General features: G+C 67.5%; 17 protein-coding genes. 12 read left to right on the top strand and 5 right to left on the bottom strand.

Going from position 1 to position 15,081, the window contains the following annotated elements; genetic code table 11:
- Positions 1-782, bottom strand: a 782-nt coding sequence (locus tag MIC448_RS15630; RefSeq protein ID WP_036301835.1) for an SDR family NAD(P)-dependent oxidoreductase, incomplete at its 3' end; no start/stop codon positions are given.
- A gap of 62 nt (positions 783-844) precedes the next feature.
- On the opposite strand from MIC448_RS15630, the gene MIC448_RS15625 reads away from it, so the two are divergent.
- Positions 845-1,663, top strand: a complete 819-nt coding sequence (locus MIC448_RS15625) for a shikimate 5-dehydrogenase (RefSeq protein ID WP_036301833.1) — start codon at positions 845-847, stop codon at positions 1,661-1,663.
- A gap of 45 nt (positions 1,664-1,708) precedes the next feature.
- Here MIC448_RS15625 and MIC448_RS15620 read toward each other — a convergent pair whose 3' ends face one another.
- Positions 1,709-2,128 carry a GNAT family N-acetyltransferase gene (locus MIC448_RS15620; RefSeq protein ID WP_036301831.1) on the bottom strand — a complete coding sequence of 140 codons (420 nt, stop codon included), beginning with the start codon at positions 2,126-2,128 and terminating at the stop codon, positions 1,709-1,711.
- Positions 2,129-2,274: 146 nt separating this feature from the next.
- Here MIC448_RS15620 and MIC448_RS15615 point away from each other — a divergent pair, with 146 nt between their 5' ends.
- From MIC448_RS15615 to MIC448_RS15590, 6 genes are all read left to right on the top strand, one after another.
- Positions 2,275-3,606, top strand: coding sequence for an NtaA/DmoA family FMN-dependent monooxygenase (locus MIC448_RS15615; protein ID WP_036301829.1), 1,332 nt, complete (start codon positions 2,275-2,277; stop codon positions 3,604-3,606).
- 190 nt (positions 3,607-3,796) lie between these two features.
- Entirely contained in the window at positions 3,797-4,645 is an 849-nt protein-coding gene (locus MIC448_RS15610) for a MetQ/NlpA family ABC transporter substrate-binding protein (protein WP_051514224.1), read from the top strand.
- A complete protein-coding gene (locus MIC448_RS15605; RefSeq protein ID WP_198517860.1) occupies positions 4,642-5,673 on the top strand; it encodes a methionine ABC transporter ATP-binding protein in 1,032 nt (343 codons plus the stop codon). Before MIC448_RS15610 ends, MIC448_RS15605 begins: the two co-directional genes overlap by 4 nt.
- Positions 5,670-6,338: a methionine ABC transporter permease gene (locus MIC448_RS15600; RefSeq protein ID WP_036301827.1), complete on the top strand. Its 669-nt coding sequence runs from the start codon at positions 5,670-5,672 to the stop codon at positions 6,336-6,338. Before MIC448_RS15605 ends, MIC448_RS15600 begins: the two co-directional genes overlap by 4 nt.
- A 3-nt stretch (positions 6,339-6,341) precedes the next feature.
- Complete coding sequence (locus tag MIC448_RS15595; protein WP_036301825.1) at positions 6,342-7,511, top strand: aminotransferase class I/II-fold pyridoxal phosphate-dependent enzyme; 1,170 nt, start codon at positions 6,342-6,344, stop codon at positions 7,509-7,511.
- Complete coding sequence (locus MIC448_RS15590) at positions 7,511-7,984, top strand: S-ribosylhomocysteine lyase (RefSeq protein ID WP_036301823.1); 474 nt, start codon at positions 7,511-7,513, stop codon at positions 7,982-7,984. Before MIC448_RS15595 ends, MIC448_RS15590 begins: the two co-directional genes overlap by 1 nt.
- Positions 7,985-8,003: 19 nt before the next feature.
- Here MIC448_RS15590 and MIC448_RS15585 read toward each other — a convergent pair whose 3' ends face one another.
- On the bottom strand, positions 8,004-8,774 hold the full coding sequence (locus tag MIC448_RS15585) for a siderophore-interacting protein (RefSeq protein WP_036301821.1): 771 nt from the start codon (positions 8,772-8,774) through the stop codon (positions 8,004-8,006).
- Between the two features lie 139 nt (positions 8,775-8,913).
- On the opposite strand from MIC448_RS15585, the gene MIC448_RS15580 reads away from it, so the two are divergent.
- Together MIC448_RS15580 and MIC448_RS15575 are read left to right on the top strand one after the other, a co-directional pair.
- Positions 8,914-9,948, top strand: coding sequence for an isopenicillin N synthase family oxygenase (locus MIC448_RS15580; protein ID WP_036301819.1), 1,035 nt, complete (start codon positions 8,914-8,916; stop codon positions 9,946-9,948).
- A 109-nt stretch (positions 9,949-10,057) separates the two neighbouring features.
- Positions 10,058-10,681: an HD domain-containing protein gene (locus MIC448_RS15575; protein ID WP_051514221.1), complete on the top strand. Its 624-nt coding sequence runs from the start codon at positions 10,058-10,060 to the stop codon at positions 10,679-10,681.
- A gap of 85 nt (positions 10,682-10,766) precedes the next feature.
- Here the strand turns inward: MIC448_RS15575 and MIC448_RS15570 are convergent, their stop codons facing one another.
- Both MIC448_RS15570 and MIC448_RS15565 read right to left on the bottom strand, forming a co-directional pair.
- Positions 10,767-11,582 (bottom strand): SDR family oxidoreductase, encoded by an 816-nt coding sequence (locus tag MIC448_RS15570; protein ID WP_036301817.1) that lies wholly within the window; start codon positions 11,580-11,582, stop codon positions 10,767-10,769.
- On the bottom strand, positions 11,582-11,977 hold the full coding sequence (locus MIC448_RS15565; RefSeq protein WP_036301816.1) for a VOC family protein: 396 nt from the start codon (positions 11,975-11,977) through the stop codon (positions 11,582-11,584). The genes MIC448_RS15570 and MIC448_RS15565 overlap by 1 nt, the downstream gene beginning before the upstream one ends.
- A gap of 80 nt (positions 11,978-12,057) precedes the next feature.
- Between MIC448_RS15565 and MIC448_RS15560 the strand changes: the two genes are divergently transcribed.
- From MIC448_RS15560 to MIC448_RS15550, 3 genes are read left to right on the top strand one after another with little or no spacing between them, the layout of a single operon-like run.
- Entirely contained in the window at positions 12,058-12,597 is a 540-nt protein-coding gene (locus MIC448_RS15560) for a pyridoxamine 5'-phosphate oxidase family protein (protein ID WP_036301814.1), read from the top strand.
- Positions 12,598-12,599: 2 nt separating this feature from the next.
- Positions 12,600-13,598 (top strand): magnesium/cobalt transporter CorA, encoded by a 999-nt coding sequence (gene corA, locus MIC448_RS15555; RefSeq protein ID WP_036301811.1) that lies wholly within the window; start codon positions 12,600-12,602, stop codon positions 13,596-13,598.
- Positions 13,595-14,947 (top strand): carboxylesterase family protein, encoded by a 1,353-nt coding sequence (locus tag MIC448_RS15550; protein WP_081766480.1) that lies wholly within the window; start codon positions 13,595-13,597, stop codon positions 14,945-14,947. Before corA ends, MIC448_RS15550 begins: the two co-directional genes overlap by 4 nt.
- Positions 14,948-15,081 lie beyond the last annotated feature (134 nt).

The following is a 15,081-nucleotide window of genomic DNA, read 5'->3' as shown; positions in this document are numbered from 1 at the left end:
GAGTCGACGTACCCGCCGTCCACGCGGAGCGCCCCGCCGGTCGTCGCCGAGGCCAGGGGTGAAGCGAGGTACACGACCATGTTCGCGATCTCTTCGGGCTCGATCAGTCGCTGCAGCAACGACTGCGGGCGCGCAGTGCGCATGAACTCACGCTGGGCCTCGTCCCAGGGAAGGCTGCGGTCGACGAGTTCGTAGACGAACTCCTCGACGCCCCCCGTGTGGGTGGGACCGGCGATCACGGCGTTGACCGTCACGCCGGTGCCAGCCGCCGCCTTCGCGAATCCGCGCGAGACCGCGAGCAGGGCGGTCTTCGACATCCCGTACTGGATCATCTCTGCGGGGATGACGATCGCCGAATCGCTCGCGATGTTGAGCACACGACCCCACCCGCGGGCGATCATGCCGGGCAGCACCATGCGTGTGAGCCGGGCTGCCGACAGGACGTTCGTCTCGAAGTAGCGACGCCATTCGTCGTCTTCGATTTCGAGCGGGGGCGCCGCGCCAAAGATGCCCAGGTTGTTGACGAGAACATCCACGTCACCCGCGCCCGCGACGAGGGCCTCGGCGCCGGATGCTTCGGCCGCATCCGCCGCGATTCCCGTCACGGTCCCCTCGCCGTCTTCGGCGCGAAGCGCGACAACGGCCCGTTGGACGCTGTCTTCGGAGCGCCCGTTGAGGACGACGCTCGCTCCCGCGTGCCTCAACCCGCTGGCGATCGCGGCCCCGATGCCCGAGGTCGAGGCGGTTACCAGGGCGGTCTTGCCCGACAGATCGATACGCATGATGCCTCCGGTTCTCGGGCCCACCCTGTCAGCTGTCGACGAGACGGCGGCAGAATGAACCCATGCCGATCCTCAACAAAGACATGACGCTGTGCATTTCTCTGGCGGCCCGTCCGTCCAACCTTGGCACCCGCTTCCACAACTTCCTCTACGACGAGCTCGGGCTGAACTTCGTCTACAAGGCCTTCACGACCGACGACATCGCGGGCGCGATCGGGGGAGTGCGGGCCCTCGGTATCCGCGGCTGCTCGGTGTCGATGCCGTTCAAAGAGGCCGTGATTCCGCTCGTTGACGCGATGGAGCCGTCCGCCGAAGCGATCGAATCGGTCAACACGATCGTGAACGATGGGGGCACACTCACCGCGTCCAACACCGACTACGAAGCCGTCGAGGCCCTCCTGTCCGAGCATGACGTCGACCGGGCCCAGTCGGTGCTCGTGCGGGGGTCGGGCGGCATGGCCAAGGCCGTCGTCGCGGCGTTCCGCGGCGCGGGCTTCGATGACCTGACGGTGCTCGCGCGCAATGAGGCCGCCGGACGCGCGCTCGCCGACAAATACGGGTACCGCTGGGTCGCAACGGATCCCGCGCCCGGGCACGCGATGCTCGTCAATGTCACCCCGCTCGGCATGGAGGGAGCGGATGCCTCCGCCCAGTCGTTCTCGGACGACCATCTCGCGGCCGCCAGCACCGTCTTCGACGTCGTGGCGTTCCCGTCCGAGACGCCGCTGATCCGCGCGGCACGCCAGCGGGACCTCGCGGTCATCTCGGGCGCCGAGGTCGTCGCCCTGCAGGCCGCCCGGCAGTTCGAGCGCTACACGGGCGTCGTCCCCACCCGCGACCAGGTCGAGCGCGCGGCCGCGTTCTCGCGACTACCGGCCTGAGCCTGAGATCTGCGCCGCCTGACCACCCGCTCGGCCGTCTGAGCGTCAGCCCTGCAGCCGCGCCATCCATCGCTCGGGCTGGACGAGCGCGGCGAAACCGAACTTCTCGTACAGACCGTGCGCGTCGGCCGTCGCAAGCAGAATGCGACGCAGCCCGAGGGGTTCGAGGGCCGCAACGACACCCGCGATCAGCCCGATGCCGACGCCTTCACCGCGCACCTCAGGATCGACGAACACATCACACAACCACGCGAACGTGACGCCGTCGGTCACGACCCGGGCATACGCGACCTGCGCTCCCGTCGCGGTATCGATCACCGCGAAGTTGCGGGATGCGTCGATGGCGGCGTCCTGAACATCGCGCGCACGCCCGAGCGCCCAGTAGGCCTGCTCGCTCAGCCAGTGGTGTACACGCTCGCGGTCGATGTCGTCGGGATCGTCCGAGAAGCGGAAGCGCGCGTCCATGAACCGAGGCTATGCCGACCTCCGTCTGGCGACGCACATCCCGACCTTTCGTCACCCGGAATACCCCGTTGACCGCCCATCCCGGGTGTGCGGAACTGATCGGGCGGCGACGGAGCCGACTGTCGCGATCAACGAGGAGGCGGCGCATGACCGAACGCAGGATGACGCTCACGATGTTCATGGCCGCGTTCGGGTATGCGAACGACGCCTGGCGTCATCCACAGAGTCGAACCGCCGACATCGGCTCTCTCGCTCACGTCCGCGACATGGCCCAGGCTGCCGAGCGCGCCGGAATCGATGCGATCTTCTTCGCCGACAGCAACGACGCCACGGGCCTGCGCCGTCACGGCTACCGCGGGGTGTCGGTCAACGAGCCCATCTCGACAATCGGGTCGTTGATCGGCTTCACCGAGAAGATCGGGATGATCGGCACAGCATCGACGACCTGGTCGGAACCGTTCACGGTGGCACGCCAATTCGGCAACCTCGATCAGCTCTCGGGCGGCCGAGCGGGATGGAACATCGTCACGTCGGTGAGTGGCAACCAGAACTTCGGCCGTGACGAGATGCCCGAGAAGTCTTCCCGCTACGAGCGTGCGATGGAGTTCGTCGACGTGGTCACAAAGCTCTGGGACAGCTGGGACCGCGACGCCATCATCGACGACAAGGTGGGCGGCCAGTGGATCGACAACGATCGCGTGCACGACATCGACCACGTCGGTGCGCACTTTCGCGTTCAGGGCCCGACCAATATCCCGCGTTCCCCCCAGGACCGGCCCGTGCTCGTTCAGGCCGGTCAGTCGCCGGCGGGAATCGAACTGGGATCCACGTACGCGGACATCATCTACGCCGTGCAGCCCGAGAAGGCCGGCGCGATCGCCTGGTACGCCGACTACAAAAAGCTCCTCGCGACGAAGGGGCGCGACCCGGAGCGGGTCAAAGTCCTGCCCGGCATCATCCCGATCGTCGGTCGGACAATGGCGGAGGCGGAAGAGATCGCCGCCGAGCTGGATGAGTGTGTCACCGATACGAACGGACGCGCGCTCGTCAGCGGGCTGCTCGACGTCGACGTGAGCGACCTCGATGTCGATGAGTTGATCCCTGCGGAGCGCCTCGGCGACAGCCCGCACCGGATGGAGCGGTGGCGGCTGTTCCGCGCGATGGCGTCTGAACTCACGCTGCGCGAATTGATGATCAAGATGTCGCGGTCTACCGGCCACCAATCGCTCGTGGGTACCCCGGCATCGGTCGCCGAGACCATGATCGACTGGTTCGAGGCACGCGCCTGTGACGGGTTCAACTTCGATCCGCCGAACGTCGGGGCCGGGATGTCGAACATGCTCGAACTTCTCGTGCCGGAGCTGCAGGAGCGCGGGTACTTCCCGAGCGAATACCGGGGCGACACATTCCGTGAGCGCTCCGGCCTGACCCTGTTCACGCCGCAGGAGGCCGACGCGCGCGCCGTGGTCATCGTCTGAATCGGGGCCGTCCGAACGGCTGTGTTGCCGAGTGTGACGACGCGAATCCGCGCCCGGGCGCTCTGCCGGTTACGGTTTTCAGCGCGCCGGTGTCCCAGGAACCCTGGGATTGGCATCGCGCACACCTCACAGCATCACAACACCCCCGCACCATCACGACACCCCCGCACCATCACAAAAAAGGACGACCATGAAGCTCATCCGTACCGCCCTGCTCGGCGCCGCCACCGCGGCACTGGTCCTGACGACGGCCGCGTGCAGCGGGGGAGCGACGACGTCCGAGTCCGGCGCCCCGGCGGCCGAGAAGACCGAACTCAAGATCGGCTTTAACCCCGGCCCCTACCAGCAGATGTTCGAAGAGGGCATCCTGCCGATCCTCGAGGACGAGGGCTACGGCGTCGAGTCCGTGGACTTCACCGATGGCATCGTCGTGAATGTCGCCGTGTCGACGGGCGAGATCGACGCGAACATCATGCAGCACCCCGTGTACATGGACTTCGTGAATGCCCAAGAGGGCATCGACAACGCCGCACTCGTGCAGATTCCGACGCCGCGCATGGCACTGTTCGGTGGCAAGTCGACGTCGATCGACGACGTTCAGGATGGCGCGACCGTCACGGTTCCGAACTCGCCCGCGAACCTCTACCGCGGCCTTCTGATCCTGCGCGACATCGGCTGGATCGACTTCGACGACGTCGACGACCCCAACACGGCCGACCTGTCGATCATCACGTCGAACCCCAAGAACCTCGACATCACCCCGATCGAGAACGCGCAGCAGGTGCCGGCGCTGCAGGACGTGGACTACGCCACAATCCAGGGCAACTTCATCGTGGCCGGTGGCCTGGAATACGACGACGCGCTTGCTCTCGAAGACCAGCCCATCGAGTTCTCGAATGTCGTGACCGTGCGTGCGGACGACCTCGAGTCGGACTGGGCGCTCGCCATCAAGGCTGCCTACGAGTCGCCCGAGTTCATCGAATACATCGAGTCGAACTCGCAGTACGACGGGTACAACCTGCCGGCCTGGTTCAGTTGAGCACTCCCACAGAGGGAAGGATCGTCTTCGAGGATGTCTCGAAGACCTTCACCGGAAGGGCCGCGGACACCGCGGCCCTTCGCGGCGTTTCACTCGACATCGCGCCGGGCACGATCTACGGCGTCATCGGATACAGCGGTGCGGGCAAGTCGACGCTGATCCGGCTGGTGAACGGCCTCGAGCATCCGACATCCGGTCGCGTCGTCGTCGACGGCATCGATGTCGGATCTCTCCAGGGATCACGCCTGCGCACGGCCCAGAAGCGCACCGGCATGATCTTCCAGCAGTTCAACCTGCTCGAGACGGTCAAGGTGCGCGACAACGTCGCCCTTCCCCTCCGTCTCGACGGCGTTGGCAAGGCCGCCGCCCGGGCCCGGGCCGAAGAGGTGCTCGAGTTCGTCGGGCTCGGCGACAAGGCCGACAACCACGCGGGCGAGCTTTCGGGCGGGCAGAAGCAGCGCGTCGGCATCGCGCGGGCGCTCGTGCGCAACCCCACGATCCTGCTGTCGGACGAGGCCACCAGCGCCCTCGACCCCACGACCACGGGTCAGATCATCGAGCTGCTGCGGAGCATCAACCGCGAGTACGGCACGACGATCCTCGTCGTCACGCACGAGATGGACGTCATCAAGGACCTCGCCGAAGAAGTCGCCGTGATGGCCGCGGGCGAGGTCGTCGAACAGGGCACCGTGCTCGAGACCTTCCTGCACCCGAAGGCCGACATCACCCGCGATTTCGTAACCACCGTCATCCCGCAGGGGATCCCGCAACGCGTCGTCGAACACCTGGGCGGCGACGGCCTCTGGCGTCTGCTGCTCGTGGACGACCAGGTCACGCAGCCCCTCGTCTCGGACCTGATCACCGGCATCGGCGTCTCGATCAACATGCTGCACGCCGACATGACCGAGATCCGCAATCACACGGTCGGGCAGATGATCCTGAAGGTCACGGGCTCGCCCGAGCAGGTCGCCGCGGCGCACGCGTTCCTCGAGGGCCGCGTGGCGCACGTCGAGGAGGTCGTGGGATGAACGACGACAAGTGGACGCTCATTACGCCCGAGATCTTCCTGACGGCGCTCGGCGAGACGCTGCAGATGCTCGGCGTCGCACTCGCCCTCGGCTCGGTGCTCGGCATCGCGATCGGCACGGTCCTGGCGCTGACGCGGCCCGGGGGCGTGCTGCCCAACCGTCCCGTCAACCTGATCCTCGGGATCGTCGTCAACCTCATCCGCTCGTTACCGTTCATCATCCTGTTGGTCGCGATCCTGCCGTTCACGCGCCTGCTCGTCGGCACGAGCATCGGCGTGTGGGCTGCGATCGTGCCCCTGACGGTGATGATCGCACCGTACATCGGTCGACTCGTCGAGAACTCGCTGCTCGAGGTCCCGCAGGGAGTGATCGAGGCCGCGCGTGCCATGGGTGCATCGCCGTTCCAGATCTTCTGGCGCTTCTTGCTGCCCGAGGCCCGCAGCTCTCTGATCCTGGCCTTGACCATTGCGAGCGTGGGACTCGTTGATGCCACGGCCATGGCCGGAACCGTCGGCGCCGGCGGAATTGGTGACCTGGCCCTGTCGTACGGCTACCAGCGCTATGACGGCTTCGCGATGGTCATCACCTGCGTGACCCTGATCATCCTGGTGCAGGGCCTGCAGACGATCGGCACGGGCGTGGCCCGGCGTTACCGGAGGCGGTAGGCCGTGAGCGAATTCACCCCCGCCGCCCGCGTCGCGGGCCTGCCGGTCAACTTCTGGGGAGGGATGGACCGCGAGATCGCGCGCCTCGCCGCCGAGCCCGGCCCGGCGGTGATCGATGTCTCGAAGGGCAACCCGGATCAGCCGACGCCCGAGCACATCGTCGCGGCGATGCAGCACGAGGTCGCCGATCCCCGCAACCACCGGTACCCGTCGTACGCCGGTCGCCCCAGCGTCCGCGAGGCGATCTCGCTCCGATACCGCGAGGATCACGGCGTCGGGGTCGACCCCGAGACCGAGGTCGCGATCTTCCACGGCTCGCACGAGGGCTTCATGGCGGCGGTCCTCGCGATCGCGGATCCGGGCACGAACGTCGTGCTGCCTGACCCCGGCTATCCGATCTACACCTCCGCGGCCGACCTGGCCGGGGCATCCGTTGTCCCTCTCCCTCTCGAACCACCGCGCTATCAGCCGGACTTCGACGCGCTCGCGGATGTCTCGGCGGCCAGCGTCCTGGTGCTGAACTACCCGAACAATCCGACCGGGGCCCTCGCCTCACGCGCCACCCTCGAGGCGGCCGTCGGTTTCGCGAAGCGCACGGGCGCCGCTTTCGTGCACGACTTCGCGTACTCATCGCTCGGATTCGACGGCAATCGCCCTCTGTCGGCGCTCGGCATCGACCGCGAATTCGACGTCACGGTCGAGGTGCAAACCCTGTCGAAGACGTACAGCATGGCCGGATGGCGCGTCGGGTTCGCCGCCGGCAATGCCTCGATCATTACCGCTATGAAGCGGTACCAGTCCCATGCGTTCAGCACCATGTTCGGGGCCACGCAAGAGGCCGCCGCCGTCGCGCTCGAGGGTGATCAATCCGCCGCCGCAGACCTCGTCGCGCTGTATCAGCGCCGACGCGACGTCGTGGTCGATGGTCTGCGCGCAATCGGATGGGATGTCGCGGCGCCCGAGGGCACGTTCTTCGTCTGGGTCCGCCTGCCCGGAGATCAGGACGCCGTCGACTTCGCCCGGCGGCTTCGGGACGAGGCGCGAGTCGCCGTCGCGCCCGGGGATGGCTTCGGCACCCGGGGACGCGGGCACATCCGCCTCGGACTCGTGCACGATGAGAACACGCTGCGAGAATTGATCGAGCGCCTCGCGGCGTTCGCAAGGAGGAACTAATGGCCGAGATCGAGAGCTTCACGCTGGACCACACCGCCGTGCTCGCCCCGTACGTGCGCCGCATCGGTGTTGAACACGGGCCGGGCGGGGGCACGATCACGAACTTCGACGTGCGCCTCGTGCAGCCCAACGCGGGCGAGATCCCCACCGCGGGTCTGCACACGCTCGAGCACATGCTCGCGGGACTCCTGCGCGACCGCATCGACGGCGTGATCGACATCTCGCCGTTCGGGTGCCGCACCGGTTTCCACCTGCTGATGTGGGGCGAACCCGAGATTCCGGATGTCGTGGCCGCTCTGACCGGCAGCCTGCGCTTCATCGCCGACGAAGCCGTCGAGGCCGACATCCCCGGTGTCTCGGCGATCGAGTGCGGCAACTTCCGCGACCACTCGCTGCACAGCGCCCGCGAGTGGGCGAAGGTCGTGCTCGATCAGGGCATCAGTCAGGACGCTTTCGCCCGCGTCGGCGTCTGAACGCGCGGCGGGCGCGTCTTCACAGGATCTGGCCGATCGGCTCGCGCTTCTCGGCCTGGAAGCGGTCTTCCGTCCGCCCGCGCGCCCAGTAACCCGAGAGCGACACCTGGCCACGGTCGAGCCCACGGTCTTCGAACAGCGCGCGGCGAAGGGCCTTCATCGATTCACGCTCTCCGTGGGCGAAGACGTCGACCATACCCTCGCGCCACGGCATGCCCCGAACGCGGTCGGCGAGTGCTTCCGGGGCGTGGTCGGTGTTGACGACCCAGTGCACTTCCACACCCGCGGGCGCTTCGAGGGCGAGGGCGGTATCGTCCGAATCGACCTCGATGTAGGCAACCCCGACGGCGTCGGTGGGCAGCGCCTCGAGCGCGGCGGCGATGGCCGGCACGGCCGAGAGATCACCCAAGTACAGGTACCAGGATGCCTCGGGATTGGGCGCGTAACCGCCGCCCGGGCCCATCAGCCGAAGCGTCGCACCCGGCTCCGCAGCAGCCGCCCACGGCCCCGCCAGGCCGTCGTCACCGTGCACGACGAAGTCGATGTCGAGCGTCTGTGCCTCGTGGTCCACCCGACGCACCGTGTAGGTCCGCGTGACGATGAGCGAGTCAGCATCCGTGAACATGAGCTTGACGTACTTGTCGGTCTCGGGCCGATCCTCGAACTGCGTGAATCCTGTTCCCCCGAGCGTCACGCGCACCAGCTGCGGGGTGAGCCACGTGCTCGCCACGACGGTGAGGTCGATAGCGGGTCGCGGTGAACGGCTGGACGTGCGGGATGCGAGGGCCATCCCTCGACGCTACAGCTACCGCTCACGTGGACGGTGGGCCGCGTGCGGATGACGCATCCGACGCCTGCACCTGCCGCGCGGGCGTCACTCTCTGAAACAATTCGCCGTATCCCGTCCGCAGCGAATTAGCGTCGTATGCATGAGTGCCACGCCCATTCCCGTTCTCGACCTCTCGCTGCTCGACCAGGGTCCGGCGGCGGCCGAGCAATTCCGTAACGAGCTGCGCCGCGCGACGCACGAGGTGGGCTTTTTCACCCTCGTGGGTCACGGCATACCCGACGACCTGCAGGCGCGCCTGCTGTCGACATCCCGCGCGTTCTTCGCTCTGCCCGACGAGCAGAAGCTCGAGATCGAGAACCTGAAGTCCCCGTACTTCCGAGGCTACGCGCGGGTCGGCGGCGAGCTTACCCAGGGCAAGGTCGACTGGCGCGAGCAGATCGACATCGGCCCCGGCCGCGAGGCGCGCGAACTCGGACCCGACGACCCGGCGTACCTGCGGCTCGACGGCCCCAACCAGTGGCCGAGTGCACTCCCGGAACTCCGCCCCGTCATCGAGGAGTGGCGTGAGCGCCTCGAAGTCATCGGACTGCGGTTGCTCGCCGCGTGGGCAGAAGCGCTCGGCTCCGATCCTGCACAGCTCCTCGACATCTTCGCGGACGAGCCATCGATCCACATCAAGATCGCCCGATACCCCGGGGTTCCCGCGGACGCCAGCTCGCGCCAGGGAGTCGGTCGGCATAAGGACGCGGGAGTGCTCACGTTGTTGTGGATCGAGCCGGACGCGGGCGGGCTGCAGGTCGAATACCAGGGCGAGTGGCACGACGTGCCGCCGCAGGACGGCGCACTGATCGTCAACATCGGTGAGCTGCTCGAATGGGCGACGGACGGCTACCTGCGCGCGACCGTGCACCGCGTCATCGCTCCCGCGGAGGGCTCCGAGCGCATCTCGGTTCCGTTCTTCTTCAACCCGCGGCTCGACGCTGTCGTACCCCGGTTGAACATGGCGCCCGAATACAGCGCCGCCGCGCGCGGGATCGAGCAGGACCCCTCGAACGTCATCCACGGGTCGTACGGCGAGAACCAGCTGAAGTCCCGGTTGCGCGCCCACCCGGATGTCGCCGAGATCCACCACCCGGATCTGCTCGCCGACGCACTCGCGGCTCAGGCGCGCTGATCCCGCACGAGAACTGCCACGTTTCCCGCTGATCCGGACGCGTCCGCTGCTCTGAAGCGCGGGGACGACCCCGTGGCGTTACCGTCGCCTTCAACAGAAGGAGTCGGCGATGCCATCGACGTTCGATGTGAGGCGGCTGGTCGAGCCACCCACCGCAACCGCGGGTCACGCGCTCGAGGTCGCACGCGAGTGGTGCGGCCCAGCGCTCGTCAATCACTGCCTGCGGTCGTGGGTGTGGGCACAGGCGCTGGGGGAGTCGCTCGGGCTGTCCGTGGACGATGAACTGCTGTTCGTCGCGGCGATGCTGCACGACCTGGGCGTGACCGAACCGTTCGATGCGCACCTCATGCCGTTCGAATCATCCGGCGGTGCTGCCGCGTGGACGTTCGCGGCGGGTGCCGGTTGGCCGGCCTCGCGGCGGGAACGCGTCATGCAGGTGATCGAACGGCACATGTGGGTGAGTGTCGACGTCGACGAAGACCCCGAGGGCTTCCTGCTCGAGGCGGCCACGAGCCTCGACGTCGCGCATGCCGACCCCGAGAAGTGGGATGTGGCGCTTCGTCGAGAGGTGGCCGCGGCCCTGCCTCGCCTCGACTTTGGCCCGGAGTTTGCGGCGGCAATCGAGGCTCAGGCCTCTCGCAAGCCCTCATCCACGGCGGCACGGCTGAGCGCATCGGGGCGGATCGCTCGAGGTGATGCTGCGTGGGCCGCCGAGCGCTCGTCGCGCTCGTGAGGGTCGGAGATCCGCTCAGGGTCGGAGTGTTGGGCACGGATCCTCCGACCCCGCCCGGATCTCCGACCCACGAACGCCGATCCGCTTAGCGTGGGCCAGCACGGCCGCGGAAGTGATCCATGGTCTTGTTGATGCCGAGAGTGTTCAGCACGGCGTCGAAGGCCGGGACCGGAAGCATCCGTACTCCCGGAATCAACCGGACGAGCCGCGGCAGGACGAGCTGGCGCTTTCCGCGCTCGATCGCGCTCAGGATGCGGGTCGCCACGACGTGTTCGTCCAGGATCGGCAACAGCCACGGGAACCTCGTTGTGACGCCCGCGAACATGCCGGTGTTGATGTAATACGGGCAGACGACGAGCGTTCCGACGCGGCTGCGGTCGGCAGCGAGCTCGGCGCGCAGCGACTCGGTGAACCCGAACGCGGCGAACTTGCTGGCCGAGTAGTCCGTCTGCCGCGCGACACCGACGAGGCCCGCAGCGCTCGCTATCGTGACGACCGTGCCCCGGTCGCGGGCGACCATCCCGCCGAGAAAGGCACGCGTCATCCAGTAGAGGCTGAGGGTGTTGACCTCGAAGGTCCGCCGGACCGCGTCGAGCAGACGCTTGCCCGTCACGACGCCGGCGTTGTTGATCAGGATGTCGACGGCTCCGGTCTCTGCCGCCGCCCGGTCGACTTCCTCCCGATCGGTGATGTCGATCGTCGTCGCTTCGGCGCTGCCGCCCCGCGCACGGATCTCGTCACGGACCAGCTGACTCCGCTCCTCCGAGACGTCCCAGATCGTGACGCGCGCACCGCGCTCGGCGGCACCGAGCGCCATCAGCCGCCCGATCCCGTTGCCGCCGCCTGTGATCAGCATGTGCGCGCCGGACAGCTGCACGGGACTGTGCTTCGCGGAAGGCATCAGTCCTCGTAGCCGATCAGCCAGGGAACCCCGAACTGATCGGTTACCTGTCCGTCGTGGGCACCCCAGGGCCGCTCCTGCAGCGGATCGCTCACCGTGCCACCCTCGGCGAGCGCGGCGAACCACGCCTCGAGCGTTGCCGAATCGGCCGTGCCGAGCAGCGCGAACATCAACCCGGCGGTGTCGAAGGATGCCTCGTCACCCGCCACGTCCGAGGCGAACACAGCGACGGGGCCGCTCAAGATACCGTGGGCCACAGCATCCGGGAGTCCCTGCTCATTGCCGAGGTCGGCATACGTGTGGATCTCGAGTTCGCCGCCGAAAACGTCGCGGTAGAACGTGAGCGCCTCACGCGCGCGCCCATCGAACTTCAGGTACGGCACCAATCCGGTCATCGTGTGAGCCTAGAACCCCCGCCGACGATCGGCCAGAGCGGCGGCCGAAGTGTTCACCGGGCGGCTATATCGTGAGGTCCATGGGCAAAGTCTTCGACGCGATCGATCCGAAACTCGCGGAGTGGATGGAGGCGCAGCCCCTCTGGTTCGTGTCGACGGCACCCCTGGCCGAGGACGGACACGTCAACGTCTCGCCCCGCGGACACGACACCTTCTCGGTGCTCGGACCGAACCGTATCGGTTGGGTCGACTACACGGGCAGCGGAGTCGAAACCATCGCGCACCTGCGCGAGAACGGTCGCATCTGCGTGATGTTCACGTCGTTCGACGGCCGGCCCAGGATCGTCCGACTGCACGGGACCGGCATCGTGCTGCTGCCCGGCGACGCGGGCTTCGACGAGGTCGCCTCCCGTCATGCCGAGAATCCGAGCACTCGAGCCGTCATCGCGGTCGATGTCACGCGCGTCAGCGACTCGTGCGGCTGGGGAGTGCCCGTGATGGAGGTGCGCGACGAACGCGACCTGATCCGACTCCACGCCGAGAAGAAGGGTCCGGACGGGATGGCCGCGTACCGCGCCGAGAAGAACGCCGTCAGCATCGACGGACTGCCGGGGCTCTGACCATGCCTATCGTCGACAACGCCGTGTATGTGGCCGGTCGCCGGATGGACAATCCCGCCAGCCTCAACGAGACCTTCGAGTACATGCGCGCCTGCGGGGGTATGGCGTGGATCGGGCTCTTCCGACCGACTCAGGATGAGATCCGTCAGGTGGCGGAGGAATTCTCGCTCCACCCCCTGGCCGTCGAAGATGCGTTGACCGGGCATCAGCGCGCGAAATTGGAGCGCTACGGCGACATCTTGTTCGCGGTACTACGACCCGCGCGCTACCTGGACGCGACCGAAACGGTCGAATTCGGCGAGCTGCATATCTTCGTCGGACCCGACTTCGTCGTGACGATCCGGCACGCCGAAGCCCCGGACCTCGCCCGGGTACGGCACCGGCTCGAATCGCAGCCGGATCTGCTCGCGCTCGGACCCGAGGCGGTGCTGTATGCGATCCTCGACGAGGTCGTCGATGAGTACAAGCCCGTGGTGCTCGGTGTCGAGAACGACATCGACGAGATCGAAGACACCCTTTTCGGCGGGGGAAGCGCGTCGCTGTCACAGCGCATCTACGAGCTCTCGCGCGAGGTCATCAGCTTCCAGCGCGCCACGCAGCCCTTGACCGAGATGCTCGACGCGCTGCTCAAGGGGGCCGACAAGTACAACGTCGACATCGAACTGCAGCGGTCGCTTCGGGACGTGCACGACCACACACTGTCGACGACCGATCGCCTGGCCACCTTCCGCTCCCTGCTCGACAACGCGCTGACCGTCAACTCGACCCTGGTGAGCGAGCGCCACACCGAGACCGCGCTCGTGCAGAACGAGCAAGTCAAGAAGATCTCCGGATGGGCGGCGATCCTGTTCGGCCCGACCCTCGTGGGCACGATTTACGGCATGAACTTCGACGACATGCCCGAGCTGCACTGGACCTACGGCTATCCGATGGCCCTCGGTCTTATGGCGGCGACGAGCATCACCCTCTACGTCGTGTTCCGGAAGAAGCGCTGGCTGTGACGGCAGACCCGACGAGCGGCCCGCTGTTCGCACCGCCTTGCGGGCCGGTTCGTGGCTGGATGGACGGTCCCGTGACGCGGGCCACCGACATTCCGTACGCATCCGCAGAGCGGTTCGCCGAGCCATCCGTCGTCCCTGATTGGAGCGAGCCGTTCGACGCGACGGACTGGTCGCCCGCGTGCCCGCAGCGCGCGATGCCGTTTCTCGACAGAGTGCTCGGCAGCACCCTCGACCAGCGGCGTCTCGACGAGGACTGTCAGCACCTGTCGGTCACGATGCCCGCGGGCACTGCGCCGGGCGACGACCTTCCGGTGATGGTCTGGATTCATGGCGGCTCATACGTCTCGGGTGCGGGTGACCTGCCGATCATGGACCCGGCCGCGCTCGTCGCGGAACAGAACGTGATCGTCGTCACCGTCACCTATCGCCTCGGTCTTTTCGGTTTTCTCGGGGGAGTGCCGGGGCGTCCCGCCAACCTCGGTCTGCTGGATCAGCTCGCCGCGTTCGCGTGGGTGCAGCGCAACATCTCGGCCTTCGGTGGCGACCCGCGCCGGGTCACGGCGTTCGGGCAATCCGCCGGAGGCGATGCGGTCGCCCACCTCATGGCGACGTCCGGAGCGGCCGGGCTCTTCACGCGCGCGATCATTCAGAGTGCGCCCCTCGGTTTGGCGCGGGGCCGGTCCGAGATGTCGGCCGCGATGAACGACGTTTTCGGTGAGGCTCTCGCGGGTGTCGCTCCGGATGCCCCGGCCGCGGACATCCTGGCGATGCAACCCGCGGTCGACACGGCCGCCTCGCGCTTCGGCCTGAAGAGCGGCATGGCTTTCGGCACCCAGTACGGGCATGAACCGTTGCCCGCCGAGGCCGAGCTGGACGAAGCATGGGATGCCGCGGCGCCGAGCATCGACATCCTGATCGGACACACGGCCGAAGAGGCGGCGCTGTTTCTGCCCCGTCTGCAGAGTCTGCAGGGTGTTCTGCGAGTTCCCGTGCTCGGCAAACTCGTCGGACGCACCGTGGTGTCGCTCGTCACGCGCCTGGTGTATTCGCGGGACAGCCGGAAGTTCGCTCGCCGTCACGCCCGGGCAGGCGGCCGCGCGCATCACTACGTCATCAGTTGGTCGGCGCCGAAGAGCGGCTGGGGGTCTGCGCACACCGTCGATCTGCCTCTGCTGTTCGGGGACGCGGATGCCTGGCGCGCTGCGGCGCTCGTAACGGGCACGCCGTGGGCGGATATCGATGCATCCGGCCGTCAGGTCCGTGCCGTGTGGGGACGCTTCGCGCGGGGCGAGGACCTCGGCGAGCGCGTGACGGTGCCGCGGGCGCTCGACGTCCGCCGCATTCGCTAACCCGCCTGCTCTGTGAGCCTGTCGACGGAACAGCGGTGCCGTCCGCACGGCGCGAATATCAACACGCCGACCCGGCCCCGAGCGTCCGGCGTGTCGGGCGCCCGGTCGTGCGGGCGGCACACGCTACCCGAACG

The sequence above is a fragment of the Microbacterium sp. C448 genome, assembly GCF_000582705.2.
Lineage (GTDB): Bacteria > Actinomycetota > Actinomycetes > Actinomycetales > Microbacteriaceae > Microbacterium > Microbacterium lacus_A.
Note: the sequence above shows the minus strand (reverse complement) of the source record. Positions and strands in the feature narration are given on the sequence as shown.

Coding starts and splice junctions, on each gene's coding strand:
- corA (WP_036301811.1), top strand. CDS start 12,600: ATGCCTATCGTCGACAACGCCGTGTATGTGGCCGGTCGCCGGATGGAC.
- MIC448_RS15575 (WP_051514221.1), top strand. CDS start 10,058: ATGCCATCGACGTTCGATGTGAGGCGGCTGGTCGAGCCACCCACCGCA.
- MIC448_RS15590 (WP_036301823.1), top strand. CDS start 7,511: ATGGCCGAGATCGAGAGCTTCACGCTGGACCACACCGCCGTGCTCGCC.
- MIC448_RS15585 (WP_036301821.1), bottom strand. CDS start 8,774: ATGGCCCTCGCATCCCGCACGTCCAGCCGTTCACCGCGACCCGCTATC.
- MIC448_RS15560 (WP_036301814.1), top strand. CDS start 12,058: ATGGGCAAAGTCTTCGACGCGATCGATCCGAAACTCGCGGAGTGGATG.
- MIC448_RS15620 (WP_036301831.1), bottom strand. CDS start 2,128: ATGGACGCGCGCTTCCGCTTCTCGGACGATCCCGACGACATCGACCGC.
- MIC448_RS15615 (WP_036301829.1), top strand. CDS start 2,275: ATGACCGAACGCAGGATGACGCTCACGATGTTCATGGCCGCGTTCGGG.
- MIC448_RS15610 (WP_051514224.1), top strand. CDS start 3,797: ATGAAGCTCATCCGTACCGCCCTGCTCGGCGCCGCCACCGCGGCACTG.
- MIC448_RS15580 (WP_036301819.1), top strand. CDS start 8,914: ATGAGTGCCACGCCCATTCCCGTTCTCGACCTCTCGCTGCTCGACCAG.
- MIC448_RS15565 (WP_036301816.1), bottom strand. CDS start 11,977: ATGACCGGATTGGTGCCGTACCTGAAGTTCGATGGGCGCGCGCGTGAG.
- MIC448_RS15570 (WP_036301817.1), bottom strand. CDS start 11,582: ATGCCTTCCGCGAAGCACAGTCCCGTGCAGCTGTCCGGCGCGCACATG.
- MIC448_RS15600 (WP_036301827.1), top strand. CDS start 5,670: ATGAACGACGACAAGTGGACGCTCATTACGCCCGAGATCTTCCTGACG.
- MIC448_RS15625 (WP_036301833.1), top strand. CDS start 845: ATGCCGATCCTCAACAAAGACATGACGCTGTGCATTTCTCTGGCGGCC.